General features: G+C 73.3%; 17 protein-coding genes and 1 pseudogene. 10 read left to right on the forward strand and 8 right to left on the reverse strand.

Annotated elements, in window-relative coordinates; all coding sequences use genetic code 11:
- The first annotated feature begins 8 nt into the window (after window positions 1-8).
- The 4 genes from ABFY03_RS13760 (at window position 9) to ABFY03_RS13775 (ending at window position 3693) form a co-directional block, all read left to right on the forward strand.
- Window positions 9-677, forward strand: coding sequence for an HAD-IA family hydrolase (locus ABFY03_RS13760; protein WP_319008476.1), 669 nt, complete (start codon window positions 9-11; stop codon window positions 675-677).
- A 33-nt stretch (window positions 678-710) separates the two neighbouring features.
- Entirely contained in the window at window positions 711-1931 is a 1221-nt protein-coding gene (locus ABFY03_RS13765) for a cytochrome P450 (protein WP_319008477.1), read from the forward strand.
- 188 nt (window positions 1932-2119) lie between these two features.
- Window positions 2120-2926, forward strand: coding sequence for an AfsR/SARP family transcriptional regulator (locus ABFY03_RS13770; protein ID WP_319008478.1), 807 nt, complete (start codon window positions 2120-2122; stop codon window positions 2924-2926).
- Window positions 2923-3693, forward strand: a complete 771-nt coding sequence (locus ABFY03_RS13775; protein ID WP_346170015.1) for a 4'-phosphopantetheinyl transferase family protein — start codon at window positions 2923-2925, stop codon at window positions 3691-3693. The genes ABFY03_RS13770 and ABFY03_RS13775 overlap by 4 nt, the downstream gene beginning before the upstream one ends.
- A 13-nt stretch (window positions 3694-3706) precedes the next feature.
- Here the strand turns inward: ABFY03_RS13775 and ABFY03_RS37925 are convergent.
- Window positions 3707-3997: pseudogene (locus ABFY03_RS37925) on the reverse strand (ArsR/SmtB family transcription factor); the annotation flags it as partial.
- An 81-nt stretch (window positions 3998-4078) separates the two neighbouring features.
- Between ABFY03_RS37925 and ABFY03_RS13780 the strand changes: the two are divergent.
- On the forward strand, window positions 4079-5665 hold the full coding sequence (locus ABFY03_RS13780; protein ID WP_319008480.1) for an MFS transporter: 1587 nt from the start codon (window positions 4079-4081) through the stop codon (window positions 5663-5665).
- A gap of 104 nt (window positions 5666-5769) precedes the next feature.
- A complete protein-coding gene (locus ABFY03_RS13785) occupies window positions 5770-6699 on the forward strand; it encodes a UbiA family prenyltransferase (RefSeq protein WP_319008481.1) in 930 nt (309 codons plus the stop codon).
- Between the two features lie 24 nt (window positions 6700-6723).
- Here ABFY03_RS13785 and ABFY03_RS13790 read toward each other — a convergent pair whose 3' ends face one another.
- From ABFY03_RS13790 to ABFY03_RS13805, 4 genes are all read right to left on the reverse strand, one after another.
- Window positions 6724-7371: a response regulator transcription factor gene (locus ABFY03_RS13790; RefSeq protein WP_319008482.1), complete on the reverse strand. Its 648-nt coding sequence runs from the start codon at window positions 7369-7371 to the stop codon at window positions 6724-6726.
- Window positions 7368-8468 (reverse strand): sensor histidine kinase, encoded by a 1101-nt coding sequence (locus ABFY03_RS13795; protein ID WP_319008483.1) that lies wholly within the window; start codon window positions 8466-8468, stop codon window positions 7368-7370. Before ABFY03_RS13795 ends, ABFY03_RS13790 begins: the two co-directional genes overlap by 4 nt.
- A gap of 393 nt (window positions 8469-8861) precedes the next feature.
- Window positions 8862-9713 (reverse strand): MBL fold metallo-hydrolase, encoded by an 852-nt coding sequence (locus ABFY03_RS13800; protein ID WP_319008484.1) that lies wholly within the window; start codon window positions 9711-9713, stop codon window positions 8862-8864.
- 152 nt (window positions 9714-9865) lie between these two features.
- The gene (locus ABFY03_RS13805) at window positions 9866-10585 is read right to left on the reverse strand and encodes a TetR/AcrR family transcriptional regulator (protein ID WP_319008485.1); all 720 of its coding nucleotides are present in this window, start codon (window positions 10583-10585) and stop codon (window positions 9866-9868) included.
- 127 nt (window positions 10586-10712) lie between these two features.
- Here ABFY03_RS13805 and ABFY03_RS13810 point away from each other — a divergent pair, with 127 nt between their 5' ends.
- The 4 genes from ABFY03_RS13810 (at window position 10713) to ABFY03_RS13825 (ending at window position 15412) form a co-directional block, all read left to right on the forward strand.
- On the forward strand, window positions 10713-11924 hold the full coding sequence (locus ABFY03_RS13810; RefSeq protein WP_346170016.1) for a saccharopine dehydrogenase family protein: 1212 nt from the start codon (window positions 10713-10715) through the stop codon (window positions 11922-11924).
- Window positions 11925-11964: 40 nt separating this feature from the next.
- Window positions 11965-13137 (forward strand): winged helix DNA-binding domain-containing protein, encoded by a 1173-nt coding sequence (locus ABFY03_RS13815; RefSeq protein ID WP_346170017.1) that lies wholly within the window; start codon window positions 11965-11967, stop codon window positions 13135-13137.
- 201 nt (window positions 13138-13338) lie between these two features.
- Window positions 13339-14259 carry a factor-independent urate hydroxylase gene (pucL, locus tag ABFY03_RS13820; RefSeq protein WP_346170018.1) on the forward strand — a complete coding sequence of 307 codons (921 nt, stop codon included), beginning with the start codon at window positions 13339-13341 and terminating at the stop codon, window positions 14257-14259.
- A gap of 61 nt (window positions 14260-14320) precedes the next feature.
- Window positions 14321-15412, forward strand: coding sequence for an IS630 family transposase (locus ABFY03_RS13825; RefSeq protein ID WP_346169304.1), 1092 nt, complete (start codon window positions 14321-14323; stop codon window positions 15410-15412).
- A 158-nt stretch (window positions 15413-15570) separates the two neighbouring features.
- Here ABFY03_RS13825 and crcB (ABFY03_RS13830) read toward each other — a convergent pair whose 3' ends face one another.
- The 3 genes from crcB (ABFY03_RS13830) to crcB (ABFY03_RS13840) are packed head-to-tail and all read right to left on the reverse strand — an operon-like array spanning window position 15571 to window position 16699.
- A complete protein-coding gene (crcB, locus tag ABFY03_RS13830) occupies window positions 15571-15924 on the reverse strand; it encodes a fluoride efflux transporter CrcB (RefSeq protein WP_319011433.1) in 354 nt (117 codons plus the stop codon).
- Window positions 15921-16289 carry a DUF190 domain-containing protein gene (locus ABFY03_RS13835; RefSeq protein ID WP_319011432.1) on the reverse strand — a complete coding sequence of 123 codons (369 nt, stop codon included), beginning with the start codon at window positions 16287-16289 and terminating at the stop codon, window positions 15921-15923. The genes crcB (ABFY03_RS13830) and ABFY03_RS13835 overlap by 4 nt, the downstream gene beginning before the upstream one ends.
- Window positions 16286-16699 (reverse strand): fluoride efflux transporter CrcB, encoded by a 414-nt coding sequence (gene crcB, locus ABFY03_RS13840; protein WP_319011431.1) that lies wholly within the window; start codon window positions 16697-16699, stop codon window positions 16286-16288. Before crcB (ABFY03_RS13840) ends, ABFY03_RS13835 begins: the two co-directional genes overlap by 4 nt.
- Between the last annotated feature and the right edge of the window lie 276 nt (window positions 16700-16975).

The raw sequence follows: 16975 nt of genomic DNA on the forward strand, positions 1-16975 counted from the left end.
GCACTCCCATGGCTCAGCCCTCCATGATCTGGTTCGACTTCGGCGGCGTCCTGTCGCCGCCCCTGGAGCGCATCTACGAGGCGTACGAGGTCAAGACCGGCATCACCCCCTCCCAGCTCAAGGCCGCCATCAAGGGGGTCGCCGACGAACTGTCCATGCCCACCATGGCGCCCGTCGAGATCGGCGCGCTCACCGAGCCCGAGTGGGGCACCCGGCTGGCCCGGGTGCTGGCCGCCCAGAACCCGGGCATCGACCTCTCCCGGGCCCGGCTGCGGACCTTCGGCGAGCAGTGGTTCGACGGCGTGGTGGCCAACCCGGTGATGGTCCGCGCCTACCTCCACCTCCAGGAGAACGGATTCCGCACCGGCGTCCTCTCCAACAACGTCGTCGAGTGGGGCCCGTACTGGAAGGCGATCATCGCCCCGGTCGGCGAGGTCGACGTCCTCATCGACTCCTCGGACGTCGGCTGCCGCAAGCCCGACGCGGAGATCTTCGAGATCGCCGCGAAGGCGGCCGGCGTCGCCCCGGCCGACTGCCTCCTGATCGACGACGTCGAGGAGAACCTGGTCGCGGCCCGCGCCCAGGGCTGGCAGACGGTGCTGTTCCGCGACGACGAGCAGACGCTGGCCGACCTGCGGTCCGTGACGGGCCTGGCCGGCCTGTCCGGCCTGCTGTGACCCCATCCGCCCGGACGGCCGAAGGAGCCTGACATGACCACCTCGCTGGAAGCGGTGGAGGAGCGCGAGGACGGCGTGACCGTCGCCGACGTCCCCCACCTCGACCCCCTGCCGCCGTACGTCCCGGTCGCGGAGCGCTCGGCCGGCGGCCTGCCGCAGGTGAAGCTGCCGAGCGGGCACCACGTGGTGCACCTGACCCGGTACGCCGACGTGCACAAGGTGCTGACCGACTCGACCTTCGGCCGCGCCGAGACCAACGTCGAGGGCGGGCCGACGTTCTTCCCGACGACGCTGCCGCCCGAGATGCTGATCAACCTGGACGGACCGGACCACTCGCGGATGCGGCGGTTCGTGACGGCGGACTACAGCGCCAACGCGGTCGCCCGGCTGGCCCCGTTCCTCGACGAGCTCGTCACCCGGCGCTTCGCCGACCTGCGGGCCCAGGAGCGCCCCGACCTGTACACGGCGGTGCTCGACCCGATCCCGATCGAGGTGACCTGCCGCTTCCTCGGCATCCCGGAGGAGGACGTGGCGTACTTCCGCCCGCACTCCCCCACCATCCAGAAGGCCCTGCACGACGACGTCCCGGGCCTGATGGAGGAGTTCTTCACCTCGTACGGCTACGTCACCGACCTGGTGACCGGGAAGCGGCCGGTGGTGCCCGGCGGGCTCATCGAGCGGTTCCTCGCCACCCGGGACGAGACGGAACCCCCGCTGGAGGACAAGGAGCTGGTCGGGCTGGTCTTCGCCGCGCTGGTGGCGATCGACCAGAACGTGCTGTCGGTGCTCTCGAAGGCGGCCCTGGTGCTGCTGAGCGCGCCCTCGCTGTGGCAGCGGGCGGTGGCGGACCCGGACGTGGTGCCGCAGCTGGTCGAGGAGATCATCCGGCTGGTCCCGCTGGGCACCATGTCGACCTTCCCGCGGGTCGCGCACCGCGAGGTGGTCACCAGCGAGGGAACGATCCTGCCGGGTGACGTCGTCTACGCGGACGCGTTCGCCGCCAACCGGGACCCGTCGGTGTACGAGCGTCCGCTGGTCATCGACCCGGACCGCACGGGCAAGCGGCACCTCCAGTTCGGCTACGGCATGCACCACTGCCTGGGCGCCGCCCTGGCCCGGCTGGAGATCGGCGCGATCCTGACCCGGCTGGTCCGCGAGTTCCCGGGGCTGGCCCTGGACGCCGACCCGGCCGCGCTGCCGTGGGACGAGGGGGCGCTGCTGCGCCGGCCCGTCTCGCTGCCGGTGCGCTGGTAGCAGCGCGCGCTTCCTCGGGCGGTGCCCCGGCCGGGCCGGGGCACCGCCCGGCATGTTCCTTTGGACGTACTCCCGATGTGTCCTGGGCGGTAGAGGCATGGAGTTCGCGCCGACGGGCTCGTTAGCGTCGGAAGGCGCCTCCGGAAGGGCTTCGGAGCGGGCGCGGAGCGGATGCGGGGGCACGGGGCATGACGGAGAACGGGACCGGAGCGATACGGTTCGGCGTCCTCGGCGCCCTGCGCCTGTCCGCCGGCGACCGGGAGTTCACGCTCCGCGGGCCGAAGCTGCGGAAGGTGTTCGCGCTCCTCGCCGTCCGGGCGGACGAGCTGGTGAGCCTCGACGACCTCGTCGCCGAGCTGTGGGCGGGCGACCCGCCGGGCAGCGCGGTCATGACGGCCCGGACGCACGTGTACCACCTGCGGAAGTGGTTCGCCTCGCTGCCGGTCGAGGAGGCGCTGCGGCCCCGGCTGGCCGGCCGTCCGCACGGCTATCTCCTGGAGGCCCCGGCGGGCGGTGTGGACGCCGGGCTCTTCCGGGCGGCGCATCAGCGCGGCGCCCGGCTGCTCGCCGAGGGGCGGGTGGAGGAGGCGGCCCGCGCGTTACGCGGCGCCCTCGCGCTGTGGCGCGGGCCGGTGCTCTCCGACGTACCGCCGGGTCCGGTCCTGGAGCCGCTCGCCGCCGGTCTGACGGCGCTGCGGGAACAGGCGCTGGAGGCCCGTCTGGAGGCGGACCTGCGGCGCGGCCGGCACCGGGAGATCGTGGACGAACTGCGGGCGCTGGTCGCGCGCCACCCGTTCGACGAGTGGCGGCACGCGCGGCTGATCAGCGCGCTGCACGGATCGGGCCGGCGGGCCGAGGCGCTCGCCGCGTACGAGGAACTGCGCGTCCTGCTGCGCCGGGAGCTCGGCATGGAGCCCTCCCAGGAGGTCCTGCTGCTGCGGGACCGGCTGCTCAGCGGCGCGGAGCCGGCGCCGGGAAGTCCGGCGCGGCCGTGATCCAGGCCCTGTTCCCGGCGCCGGTGGCGGCCTTCGACGGCGTCCGGCTGCCCGACGAGATCCGGCTCCTCCCCGGGGAGGAGGCCGCCGCGGCCGGAATGTCGGCGGTGCGCCGGGCCCGGTTCGCCGCGGTCCGCGACTGTGCCCGGCGGGGCATGCGCCGGCTCGGGGAGCCACCCGCGGCCGTCCCGCGCGGACCGCGCGGCGCGCCGGTGTGGCCCGCCGGTCTGACCGGCAGCATGACCCACACGCGGGGCTACCACGCTGCCGCGGTCGCCCGCTCCGGCGCGGTGCTGTCGCTCGGGGTGGACGCCGAACCGGACGAGCCGCTGCGGCACCCGGGGATGCTGCCCCGGGTCTCGCTGGCGGCCGAACGGGCCTGGGTGGCGCGGCTGTCCGCCGAGCGGCCCGGGGTGAGCTGGGACCGGCTGCTGTTCAGCGCCAAGGAGTGCGTCTACAAGGCGTGCGCGCCGGTCCTCGGCGAGCTGGGCTTCGCGGACGCGCTGATCACGGTGGATCCGGTGGCCGGCGTCTTCCGGGCCCGGGTCGCCGCGCCGGGGCGGGGCGGCCGGTGCCGGGTGGTCAGCGGCCGGTGGCTCGCCCGGGACGGGCTGCTCGTGACCGCGCTGGTGCTGTGGCGTCCTGCTCGGGATCCGACCCGGCCGGAGGGGCCGGCGGATTGTCCGCGAGCAGCTCCAGCAGGCCCGGGAAGCGGGCCTCCAGGTCCTCCCTGCGCAGGTGCGCCTTGCGGCTGTTGCCCCGGTTGACCTGCTGCACCAGGCCGGACTCGCGCAGGATCCGGAAGTGGTGGCTGAGCGTCGACTTGGACACCGGGAAGCCGAAGGACAGGCAGGTCCGCTCGGTTCCCTCCGGGAGCGTCAGGAAGGTCTGGATCACCTCGTACCGGAGGGGGTCGGAGAGCGCGTTCAGGACCGTCAGCAGGTCCATCTCGCTCCGGGTCGGATGACCTTCCTCGTCGGGCATCGCTTCGGCTCCTTCACTCGGGTCCGCCATCGGTCGGCGGAAGCGCCTCGTCCGGAGGCCGCCGCCGTTGTCAGGTTTCACTTGCATCGTACCTCCGCCTCTGCCAACCTAGGTTCGAAAAATTCCGAACCTCCCCCAACGCCGCTGGAACTACAGGAGTTTCCTCCCATGACACAGACCGAGTCCGTCCCCGCCGGGGGCGAGACCGCCTCGCCGGCGCAGGGTCAGGCCGCCCCCCAGCGGCAGACGCTGATCCTCACCGCGGTGCTGCTGGCGATCTTCGTCGTCCCCACCTCGATCTCCGGCACCGGCGTGGCCCTGCCCTACATCGGCGCCGACACCGACGCGAGCCTCGTGCCGCTGCAGTGGGTGGTCAACGCCTTCAACGTGGCCTTCGCCTGCCTCACCCTCGCCTGGGGCTCGATCGCCGACATCATCGGCCGCGTCCGCGCCTTCACCATCGGCGCCGCCGTCTACGCGGCCGCCTCGCTCATCAGCGTCTTCGCCGCCGACGTCTACGTCCTGGACGCGGCCCGCGCCCTCGCCGGCATCGGCGGCGCGGCCATCTTCGCCTGCGGCGCGGCCCTGCTCTCCACCGTCTTCGAAGGCCCCGCCCGCGGCCGGGCGTTCGCCCTCTTCGGCACCGTCGCCGGACTCGGCGTCTCCTTCGGCCCCTCCCTCTCCGGCCTGCTCATCGAGACCGCCGGCTGGCGCTGGGTCTTCGCCCTGCACGCCGTCGTCCTCGGCCTGGTGCTGCTCGCCATCCCCGCGATGAGCAAGGGCGTCACCGAGACCCGCAACCCGGACGCCCGCGTCGACGTCCCCGGCACCGCCCTCTTCGTCGTCGCGATGCTGCTGCTCACCACCGGCATCGCCCAGGGCTCCCAGTGGGGCTGGGCCAGCCCCGGCGTGCTCGGCCTCTTCGCCGGCACGGTCGTGGCGCTGGTCGCCTTCGCCGCCGTGGAGAAGCGCCACCCGCACCCCATGCTCGACCTGGGCGCCGTCGCCAACCGCCGCTTCCTCGCCCTGTGCCTGGTGCCGGTGGCCGGCTCCTTCGCCTTCGTCACCATGCTGACGTACCTGCCCAGCTACCTCACCGCGGCGGGCGGCTACTCCAGCGGCTCGGCCGGCCTGATCATGGTGCTGCTCACCTTCCCGATGCTGGTCTTCCCGCTGATCGCCGCCAAGCTGGTGGCCAAGGGCATCTCCGCGATGACCATCATCTTCGTCAGCCTGGTCTGCCTGGTCGTCGGCGTCGCCGGCCTCTCCCTCTTCTCCCCGGACGTGAACATCGCGCTGGTCGCCCTGCCGATGCTCATCACCGGCGCCGGGTACGCACTGGCCGCCGGCCTCGTCGACGGCGAGGCCCTCAGCCTGATCGCCCCGGAGCGGGCCGGCATGGCGGCGGGCTTCCTCAACACCCTGCGCCTCGGCAGCGAGGCCATCGCGGTCGCCGTCTACGGCTCGCTGCTCGCCACCCTCCTGACCGGCCGCACCAACGACGGCATCGCCGCCTTCCCGGGCGCCGGCGACGCCGCGACGGTGGCCGGCACCGCGGCCGGCGGCAACATCAGCGGCCCGGCCGAGGCGGTCGCCGCCTCCCAGCGCGACGGCTTCGTCGACTTCCTGGTCAAGGCGTACGACGGCTCCTTCCACACCGTCCTCTGGGTGCTCGCCGCGACCTGCCTGGTGCTGCTCGCGGTCATCGCCCTCCTGCTGCGGGGCGGCAAGTCCGCGGCCCCCTCGGCGGGCTGACCGCACCCCCGGTCCCCCGCCCCGGCGCGACCCGCGCCCCCCGAGGCGCCTCTGTACGGCAGAGGCGCCTCTCGGCGAATGCCCCCGTCCCTTGGAGCAGACCCGTGACCGTCACCCCCCACCCCGGTCCTTCCGCCGCGGCCCTGCCGGCCGCCCCCCTGCCCGGACGCCTGTTCACCGTGGCCCGTCACTGCGTCGCGGAGGCCCGGCCCGTCGTCCAGCTCGTCTTCCTCACCCGTTTCCTGCTCGGCGCGCTCTGCGCCGCGATCGCCGGCGGAGCCCGCCCGGCGCCGCAGGACGTCCTGGCCGGCGCCGCGTCCCTGTCCCTCGCCGTGCTGGCCACGTACCTGCTCAACGGCGTGATGGACATCGCCGAGGACCGGGGCAACGGATCGCGGCGGCCCATCGCGCGCGGTGACCTGCCGGCCCGCACCGGCGCCAAGGTCGCGGCCGGCAGCGCGGTGGTCTCGCTGCTGCTCGCGGCCTCGGTCCCCGGCCTCGCCGCGCCGGTCGCCGTCCTGCTGCTGCTCGGCTGGGCCTACTCGATGCCCCCGTTCACCGCGAAGCGCCGGACCTGGGCCGGCGCGGTGGTGGTGACGGTGGCGGGCCTCGCCGCCTATCTGGCCGGCGCCGTCGCCGTCCACGGGTCGCTCGCCGGCGGGCCGCTCGCCCTGTGCGGGGTGCTCGCCCTGTGGATGGGCGCGGTCGGCGCCGTCTCCAAGGACCTGAGCGACGTGCGCGGCGACGCGCTGGCCGGCCGGGTCACCTTCGCCGTGGTGCGCGGCGAGCGGGCGGCGCGCCGCCTGGTGGCGGTCGCCGCGCCCGTCCTCGGGGCGGCCGGCCTCGCCGTTGCCGCCCTGAGCGACCCGGTGGTGTTCGCGGGCGCGGTGCCGCTGGCGGCGGGCTCCGGCTGGGTCGCGTGGCGCTGCCTGCGCCCCCGGCCGGACCGGGCCCGGGCCCCGTACCGGGCGTTCATGGTCACGCAGTACGCGGCCAACGCCGGGCTCGCCGCGGGCCTGCTGGCCCTGGGGTGATCCTGACGGACGGACCCGCCCGTCTCACCAGCCGATGAGACGGGCGGCGAGCGCCCGGTTGACCGCGTCGAGCCGGGTGGTGGCCTCCAGCTTGGCGAAGATGTTCCGCAGGTGCCGCTTGACCGTCCCCTCGGTGATGCCGAGCCGGCGCCCGATCTGACGGTTGCTCATGGCCTGGGCCACGCACTGGAGCACCTCGCGCTCGCGCGAGGTGAGGACGGGCGCCTCCGGGGTGTCCGCCGCCCGGCGCGGGGCGGCGGGCCGACGGGGTGTGAAGACGGTGGTGCCGCCGGCCACCGTGCTGTGGATGGCCGAGAGCAGCATGTCGCGGCTGGCCGACTTGTGGAGGTAGCCGGAGGCGCCGTCGGCGAGCAGGGTCTGCACCAGGTCCCCGTCGTCGTGCATGGTGAGCACGACGACGCGGGCGCCGGGGGCGACGGCCCGGAGCTGCCGCAGGGTGGCCTGCGGTCCGGGCCCCGGCATCTCCAGGTCGAGCAGGACGACATCGGGCTGCAGCCGGGTGGCGAGCCGGACCGTCGTCGGACCGTCCACGGCCTCGCCGACCACCTCGATGTCCGGTTCCTTGGCCAGCATGGTGCAGAGCGCGCCGCGCAGCAGGGTGTGGTCGTCGGCGGCGAGGATCCGCACCACCTCGGGGGCGTCCTCGCTCATGCGCTGATCCCCAGCGCGCCCTCGGTACTGCGCAGCGGGACGCGGAAGACGACGCTGGTGCCCCGGCCGGGCGGGCCGCTGAGGCTCAGGGTGCCGCCGAGCGCGGCGATCCGCTCCCGCATGGACGCCAGGCCGTTGCCCCGGAGCAGGGCCGCCGCAGGGGCGCCGATCCCCTTGCCGTCGTCGGTGACCCGGCCCTCCAGGCCGTGGCGGTCGACGGCGACCCGGACGCGCACCTCGGCGGCGCCGGAGTGGGCGAAGCTGTTGCGCAGGCACTCCCGCAGGACGAGGAAGACCTCGTCCTGGTGGAGCGGGGGCAGCCGGTCGACGGGGCCGCTCACCTGGATGTCGACCTCGGTGCCGGCCGGCCGGGTGACGGCCGCGTAGTTCATCAGGTGGCTGCGCAGTCCGGTCCCGCCCTGCTGCGGCACCCGGAGGCCGCTGACGAGTTCGCGGACGAAGCCGAAGGTGTCCAGGAGGGCGGCCTTGGCGGAGTCGATCCGGTCCTGGGCGTCGTCCGGGCGGTCCTGTTCCAGCTCGTGGAGCTCCAGATACCTCAGGGCGAGGCCGAGGTTGCTGCCGATCCGGTCGTGGACCTCGCGGGCCAGCCGGCTTCCGCGGTCGACGGAGGGCAGGTCGGCGCCGCGCATGAGGAAGGCGTCGTAGCCGATCTCGGCCGCGGTCACCCGGGCGTCGATGGCGCGGGTGAGGGCCCGGACGGCGGCGAGGCCGCGGGGCAGTGCCTCGTCGGGGCCCAGCCCGGCGAGCATGCCGGGCAGGGCGTCGAGGACGACGTCCCGCAGGATGCGGGCGGCCCGGAGCGACTCCCGGGCGGGGATGTGCTGGACGGCGCGCCGGGCGCCGAGTTCCAGCGAGGCGAACTCGGCGTCGAGCTGTCCGGCGGGCAGTTCCTCGCAGTCGTCGTGGAGGGTGCGCTGGCACTCCGCCACGATGTGGCGGGCCTGCTGGGCGCACTCCGCCCAGACGTTCTCGTCCGAGGCGAGGACGCTGCCGACGGCCCGGAGGCGGTCGGCGTATTCGGCGATGATTGCGTTCGTGACGTCTGGCGAGCAGACGCCACATCTCGTAGCGGTCATGACAGCTTCCCCCTCAGCGCTATCCGCGACCGGCCATGGTCACCGGAGGCTGTGCGGCCCTCCGAACGCATGGTTGGTCGACTGATCATCATATAGATGTGTGTCAGTCACTCCACGAATGCATAGCCCTACGGTTACATGCGCCGATCCCCCCGGACAACCCCGTTAGTTCGCAGGTCAAGGGCGTACTGCGGGTACGACGACAGCCCGTCCGGCCGGGCCGGACGGGACTCCTCCCGAAGCGGTCCGGGCCCCCTTGCCCCACCGCGCGGAGAGACGTCACCGAGGGCCTCCCGGTTCACCGCCGGGGACGTGAGAAGGGACACCGGAGGGCTCCGGCGGCCCCGCTCGCCCGTGACGGGAGGCGTCGATGCGCTCAGAGTGACGTGTGCGTCAGCAACAGTCCCCGCCGGCGGTGGTCGCCAGCGGCTCCCAGCGGTGCCGGCCGCCGTCGGTGACGACCCGTCCGAAGACGACGTCGGCGAAGTGCCCGGCGAATCCCACCGTGTCGGGCCGGGTCAGTTCCTTCAGGATCCGCAGCCGGGTGTCCACCGCGATGTCCCGGCCCGCGTCGACGAGCACCCGCCACTCGGGGCGCTCGATCTGCACGGCGCTGTGCAGCGCGTCGCCGAGCACCAGCATCCGGCGGTCGCCCGAGGTGATCACGTACGAGGTGTGCCCGTCCGTGTGACCGGGGGTCGCCCAGGCCGTCACGCCGGGGAAGACCTCCTCGCCGTCCAGGACCCCGACGGCCTTGCCCCGCAGCTCGCGGGCGAGGAAGTCCGGGAAGGTGCCGCTCCAGTGCGCCCACTCGTACCGGGAGGTGACGTACCGCGCCCGGCGGAAGTGGAGTCCGGGGCCGTCGGCGGCCGGGCTGAAGGCCCAGCCGACGTGGTCCTCGTGGAGGTGGGTGAAGGCGACCGTGTCGATCGCGTCGACGTCCACCCCGCACGCCGCCAGGCTCGCGGGCAGCCGCCCGCCCTCCTCGACGCCGAGGAACGGATAGCTGTCGGCGGACTCGGTCCGGCGCCGCCCGTACCCGGTGTCGATGAGCAGGGCCCGGCCGCGGTGCTCCACCAGGAGGCCGCCCACGGACGCCATGAGATGCCCGTCGCCGTCGAGATGGGCGGCGTACCGCTCCCAGGTCTCCCCGGTGGTGCCGGGGAACCAGGCACGGGGCGCGAGCTGGACGAAGCCGTCGGCGAGATAGGTCAGACGGTGCTCGCCGAAGTCGAGCGAGCGCACGGGCGAGAAGCGGTGGAGCCGCTCGCCGAGTCCACTCGGCGTTCGGTCCGGCCGCGGCCCGGGGTCATGCGCGTCTGATAACACGTCAACGACGTTAGTGGGAAGACCCGTGCATCGACAAGACGTGTTCTCGTGGGCTCGGCCACGGTCCGTCACTCCGCGGGTCCGGCCGTCCGCGCCAGGGTCGCCGCCGCGCTGTCCAGCAGCATCTCCAGGGCCGTCGGGTAGGCGCTGGTGTTCATGCGGGCGACCAGACGGGGTGCGGTGGCGGCGATGTGCGGGTGGGTGGTGGCCGGGAGGCGCGCGTACGTGGCCTGCCAGACGGCCTCGTCGGCGGCGCGGGCGGTGTGCGGGAGGGCGAGGGCCGCAGCGTCGAGGGCGGCGAAGGCGAGGGCCTGGTCGATGAAGGCGTGGTAGACGCGTGCCGCTTCGGCGTCGGGCAGGCCGGCCGTGCGCAGCACGCCGAGGACGGCCTCGTCGGCGGCGATCTCGTGCGACCGGCCGCTGACCCGGCTGGCGGTGAGGATCGCCGCCTGCGGGTGGGCGAGATACGCGGAGTGGACGCGCAGGCCGAGCTCGCGCAGATCGGCCCGCCAGTCCCCGGTGGGCGCCCAGCCGCGCAGGGCGCGGCCGGCGAGTTCGTCGCCGACGGCGAGCAGGAGGTCGTCGGTGCCGCGGAAGTAGCGGTAGAGGCTGCTGGGGTCGGCACCGAGGGCCGCGCCGAGGCGGCGCACGGTCAGCCCGTCCCTGCCGTGCTCCTGGAGCATGCGCAGGGCGGTCTCGATGTAGAGCCGCTCGGAGAGCACGACGCCTCCCGCCTTGACGGGCTTTCGACGGCGTCGCTCCCCCTCCGGCACCACTTTCTTAGGCATGAGAACGCTCCTCTCCTCTTCTTCCCAGGTTATGCCAACGCCGTTGACCGGTCTCCGGGCGGACGGCTTTCATGGGCGCACTCCCGGGACCTGTCTTCTTCCTCACGATGAGAGGTGGTTTGTCGATATGCGCGTCCTGCTCGTCGGTGCCGGTGGTGTGGGAACCGCCGTCACCCGCATCGCCGCCCGCCGCTCCTTCCTCGGCCACATGGTGGTGGCCGACTACGACCTGTCCCGCGCCGAGGCGGCCGTCGCCGCGCTCGGCGGGTCCGGCGGACGGTTCAGCGCCGCCCGGATCGACGCCTCCGACCGGGCCGCGGTCACCGCCCTCCTGGAGCGCGAGCGCTGCGACGTCCTGCTGAACGCGACCGACCCGCGGTTCGTGCCGCCGCTCTTCGAGGCCGCGCTGGCGGCCGGGGCGCACTACCTGGACATGGCGATGTCGCTGTCCCGGCCGCACCCCGAGCGCCCGTACGAGGAGTGCGGGGTGAAGCTCGGCGACGCCCAGTTCGTGCGGGCGGCGGAGTGGGAGAAGGCGGGCCGGCTGGCGCTCGTCGGCCTCGGCGTGGAGCCGGGCCTCTCGGACGTCTTCGCCCGCTACGCCGCCGAGGAACTCTTCGACTCCATCGAGGAGATCGGGGTCCGCGACGGCGCGAACCTCACCGTCGACGGCTACGACTTCGCGCCGTCGTTCTCCATCTGGACCACCATCGAGGAGTGCCTGAACCCGCCGGTGGTGTGGGAGGCGGACCGCGGCTGGTTCACCACGCCGCCGTTCAGCGAGCCGGAGGTCTTCGACTTCCCCGAGGGCATCGGCCCGGTGGAGTGCGTGAACGTGGAGCACGAGGAGGTGCTGCTGATCCCCCGCTGGGTGGACGCCCGCCGGGTCACCTTCAAGTACGGCCTCGGCGAGGAGTTCATCCGGACGCTGAAGGAGCTGCACCGGGTGGGGCTCGACCGCACGGAGCCGGTGACCCTGCCGGACGGCACCCGGGTCTCCCCGCGCGACGTCGTCGCGGCCTGTCTGCCCGACCCGGCCACGCTCGGCGACCGGATGCGCGGCAAGACCTGCGCCGGCACCTGGGTGAAGGGCCTGAAGGACGGGGCGCCGCGCGAGGTGTACCTGTACCACGTCGTCGACAACGAGTGGTCGATGCGCGAGTACGGCTCCCAGGCCGTCGTCTGGCAGACCGCCGTCAACCCGGTCGTCGCCCTCGAACTCCTCGCCACCGGCGTCTGGTCCGGCTCGGGCGTGCTCGGCCCCGAGGCCCTCGACCCGCGTCCCTTCCTGGACCTCCTCACGGAGTACGGGTCCCCCTGGGGGCTGCGCGAGCAGTGAGGCACCGGGACTGTCGGTGCCGCCCGTCACAATCGGAGCCATGACCGCGACCGCGCCGCCCGCCCTCACCGCCCGCGCCCTCAACCGGGCCACGCTCGCCCGCCAGTCGCTGCTGGCCCGGGAGCCGGTCGGCGTCGAGGAGGCGGTGCGGCGGGCGGTGGCGCTCCAGGCACAGCAGCCCGGCTCGCCGTACGTGGCGCTGTGGAACCGGGTGGCGGACTTCGACCCGGCCGGACTCGACGCCGCCGTCGAGGGGTTCCGGCTGGTCCGCTCGACCCTGATGCGGATCACCCTGCACCTCGTCCACGCCGACGACTACCGGCCCTTCCGGGAGGCGGTGGAGCCGACGCTGCGCGGCAGCCGGCTGCGCGACCGCCGGTTCACGGAGACCGGGATCACCCCGGAGGACGCGGACGCCCTGCTGCCGGAGCTCCTCGCCTACGCGGACCGGCCGCGCACCGGCGACGAACTGCGGGCGCGGGCCGAGGAGTCGTGGGGCGGCGGGAGCCTCACCCCGACGGCCGGACGGCTGCTGCGGCAGTACGCGCCGCTGTGGCACGTGCCGAGCGGCCCGCCGTGGCAGTACCCCGTCTCGCCCGGTTTCGTCGCGGCGCGACCCGAACCGGTGCGGACCGGCCCGGAGGCAGCGGCCGCGGGCCTGGAGACGCTGGCCCGCCGCTATCTGGCGGGCTTCGGGCCCGCGTCGGCGGCGGACCTGGCCCAGTTCGGCCTGGTGCAGCGCGGCCGGGCCCGGGCGGCGCTCGACGCGCTGGTCCGGGAGGGCGCGGCCGAGCTCCTGGAGGGGCCGGCCGGGGCGGTGCTCTACGACCTGCCGGGCGCGGTCCGCCCGGACGGGGACGCGCCGGCCCCGCCACGCCTGATGGCGATGTGGGACAGCACGCTGCTGGCGTACGCGGACCGCGGCCGGATCGTCCCGGCCGCGTACCGCGGGCACGTCATACGGATCAACGGCGACGTGCTGCCCACCCTGCTGGTCGACGGGTACGTGGCCGGGGCCTGGCGGCCGGTCGACGGCGGGATCGAGGCGGCCGCCTTCCACCCGCTGACGCCCGCCGACTGGGACGGCCTCGCGGCCGAGGCGGCGTCCCTGGGGCGGCTGCTCGCCGACCGCGATCCGCGGGTCTACGGGCGGTACGACCACTGGTGGGCGAAGGGCCTGCCGGCGGTGGAGACGCGGGTGCTGCCGTACTGACCGGGCGCGGACCCCCATTGCCAGCCCCCGGGAAGGCCCTTATCTTCGAGCCACACCTACGGACCGGGATGCTCGTCAGTCCCGGGGCGGTCCGCCGTTCACGGGCCGGACGGCGGGGAGCGCACCACCGCGGGACGCGGGCGCGCTGGACGCCGGGCGTACGGGATATCCGTATCCGCGTACCCGCAGGAGCTGAGCTGCATGAGCAAGCACGTTCTGGCCCAGAACCAGTACGGCAAGGCCGAGAACCGCATCGTCCGCATCGCCCGCCGTGGCGGCGAGGACGGCGCCTGGCACGAGATCCGCGACCTGAACGTGTCGGTGGCGCTGCGCGGCGAGTACCGCGACGTCCACCTGACCGGTGACAACGCCAACTGCCTGCCGACCGACACCACCAAGAACACCGTCTACGCCTTCGCCAAGGAGCACGGCGTCGACTCCCCCGAGGCGTTCGCGATCCTGCTCGCCCGGCACTTCGTGACCTCCCAGGAGGTGATCCGCGAGGCGCAGATCCGCGTCGAGGAGTTCGCCTGGGAGCGGATCCCGGTGCCGACCCGCAAGGAGCAGCACTCCTTCGTCCGCAAGGGCCAGGAGGTCCGCACCGCGCAGGTCACGTACAGCGAGTCGACCGGTCTCCAGGTGCTGTCCGGGCTGAAGGACCTCACCGTGATGAACTCGACCGACTCCGAGTTCCACGGCTTCATCAAGGACGAGTACACCACGCTCCAGGAGGCGTACGACCGGATCCTGGCCACCAAGGTCACCGCCCGCTGGGCGCACTCGGCCACGGCCGCGGCGGACCCGGAGCACGACTGGGACCGCTCCTACCGGAAGGCCCGCCGGCACATGCTGGAGGCGTTCGCGGAGACGTACAGCTACTCGCTCCAGCAGACCCTGCACGCGATGGCCTGCCGGGTCCTCGACCACGTGCCGACGGTCAACGAGGTGCGGCTGAACCTGCCGAACAAGCACCACTTCCTGGTGGACCTGGAGCCGTTCGGCCTGAAGAACGAGAACGAGGTGTACTTCGCGGCGGACCGCATGTACGGCCTCATCGAGGGCACCGTCCACCGCGACGGCGTCCAGCCGGTGATCGCCACCTCCGACTGGATCACCGCCTGACGTACCGGCCACGGGCGGCCCGGCCTAGTGACCTGAGTCGGAGATTCGTCGTTGGTTGGGCATGAGTCGTCCTGGTCCGAAGATTCCGCCGTTGTCGGTCACTGACGCCCAGCGGGCGGTGCTGGAAGGCTGGTTGCGTCGCCGGACGACGGCCCAGGCTCTGGCCCAGAGGTCGCGGATCGTGCTGGAGTGCGCCGAAGGCCACTCGATCATGGAGGTGTCCCGCCGGCTGCGGGTCACTCCGGACACGGTCCGCACCTGGCGGCGCCGGTTCATCGAACGCGGCTTGGACGGTTTGTGCGACGACCCGAGGCCCGGCGTCCCGAGGAAGATCACCGATGCCGACGTCGAGCGGGTGATCGTCAAGACGCTCGAGGAGACCCCGAAGAACGCGACCCACTGGTCGACGAGGTCGATGGCCGCGGCGACAGGCATGTCCCAGTCGACGGTCTCGCGGATCTGGCGGGCGTTCGCGCTGGCGCCGCACCGGTCGCAGACGTTCAAGCTGTCGACCGATCCGTTGTTCATCGACAAGGTCCGCGACGTCGTCGGTCTGTATCTCGATCCGCCGGAGAAGGCTCTGGTGCTCTGCGTGGACGAGAAGTCGCAGATCCAGGCCCTGGACCGGTCCCAGCCGGTGCTGCCGATGGTGCCTGGTGTTCCTGAACGCCGCAGCCACGACTATGTCCGGGCCGGCACCACGACCCTGTTCGCCGCGCTCGAAGTAGCCACCGGCAAGGTCATCGGCTCCCTCCACCGGCGCCACCGGGCAGCGGAGTTCAAGAAGTTCCTGACCAAGCTGGACAAGGAAGTCCCGGCTGATCTGCAGGTTCACCTGATCCTGGACAACTACGCGACGCACAAGACACCCGACATCAAGAAGTGGCTGCTGGCCCATCCGCGGTTCCACCTGCATTTCACGCCGACCAGCGCGTCCTGGCTGAACCTGGTCGAGCGGTGGTTCGCCGAACTCACGCAGAAGAAGCTCAAGCGCGGCGTCCACCGCTCCGTCCAGGCCCTCGAACGCGACATCCGGGCCTGGCTCGCCGACTGGAACGAGCACCCCAGGCCCTTCGTCTGGACGAAAACCGCCGACGAGATTCTCGACAAGGTCGCCGCCTACTGCCGACGAATCTCTGACTCAGATCACTAGGTCGTTTCTTTCGGATCAGGCCGGATCAGGGAGCGGCGTCTGGTGCGTGCGCTCGCAAGGCGGAGGAGGGAGTCGACGCGGAGCGTTGCTGACTGACGACAACGCGGCGAGGGTGCGTGCCAGGCGTCGCGAGCCCGGCATGATCCGGAAGAGACGGCCTAGAGCAGCCCGGCCGCCTCGGTTCCGAGCCATACGGCTCCGAGCCCGGCGGTCAGGCTGCCCGCCACGTTCAGCACCGCGTACCCCTTCGCCCCGCCCTCGTACAGCTTCAGCGTCTCGTACGAGAAGGTCGAGTACGTGGTGAGGGCGCCGCACAGGCCGGTGCCGAGCAGCAGCTGCGCCTGCGCCGAGGTGACGCCGGTGAGCAGCCCGAGCACGAACGAGCCCACCACGTTGACGGCGAGGGTCCCCCAGGGGAAGACCGAGTCGTGGCGGGCCTGCACGGCCCGGTCGGTGAGGTAGCGCAGGGGTGCGCCCACGGCGGCGCCGAGCGCCACGAACAGCCAGTTCACTCCGCCGGTGCCCCTTCCGGGGGGCCGGCGGAGCCCGGCCGGCGCACCACCTCGCAGGCGTCGAGGACCACCAGACCGTCCGTCACCAGCTCGTCCAGCTCCGGCAGGAAGGCGCGGATCCGCTCCTCCTCGTCCACGATCAGGACCGCCACCGGCAGGTCCTCGCTGAGCGAGAGGAGCCGCGCGGTGTGGATGCGGGACGACCGACCGAAGCCCTCGACGCCCCGGAAGACGGAGGCGCCGGCGAGCCCGGCGGCGTGGGCGCGGTGCACGATCTCGGTGGAGAGCGGGCGGTGGTGCCAGGTGTCGTTCTCGCCGACGACGACGGTGAGCCGGAGCGCCGGACCGGTGTGCGGCGGTGTCATGCCGTCTCCTTCCTCACCCACAGGGCCCGGCCGGCGGCGACGCCCGCCACGACGGCGGCGAGCGCGGCGACCAGCGTCCCGCCCAGGTAGAGGACGCCGGCGGCGGTGTGGTCCGCGCCGAGGAGCCGCCGGGTGTCGAGGGCGTAGGTCGAGAAGGTGGTGAAGCCACCGCAGAAGCCGGTGCCGAGGAAGGGCCTCAGCAGCGGGTGCGGTGCCGTGGGCGCCTCCGTGGCGAAGACCGTCAGCAGGCCGATCGCGGCGCAGCCGAGCGCGTTCACCAGGAGGACCGTCCAGGGGAAGGCGCCGGGTGCGGTGGGCCAGAGGAGGCCGGCCGCGTAGCGGGCGGTCGCGCCGAGCACCCCGCCGGCCGCGACCACGGCGACGACCGGTGCCTGCCCACGCGTTCCCATACCCCCAGGTTAGAGGGCGGTACGGGCGCGGACGCGGTGTGGGGCGAGGCGCCACGGGCGGTGCCGGCCTGGGGCATTAACCGGGGGCCCGTGTCGCCTCGCTCTGCGATGGTCCGGCGACGGAGAGCGACCGGTCAAAGCCGGTCCGTCGAGTCTGTCAGCTCACCCGGCGGCGCGCCCGGGAGCTGTCCGGAACCCGTCGCCGGGGGGTGGGTACCGGCCATCCGGGGCGCTGTCAGGGGTGTGGTGGCCGGACCACCGTCGCCGGGTGGCGGA

Origin of the sequence: Streptomyces roseofulvus, from assembly GCF_039534915.1 — a bacterium.
Classification (GTDB): Bacteria; Actinomycetota; Actinomycetes; order Streptomycetales; family Streptomycetaceae; genus Streptomyces; species Streptomyces roseofulvus.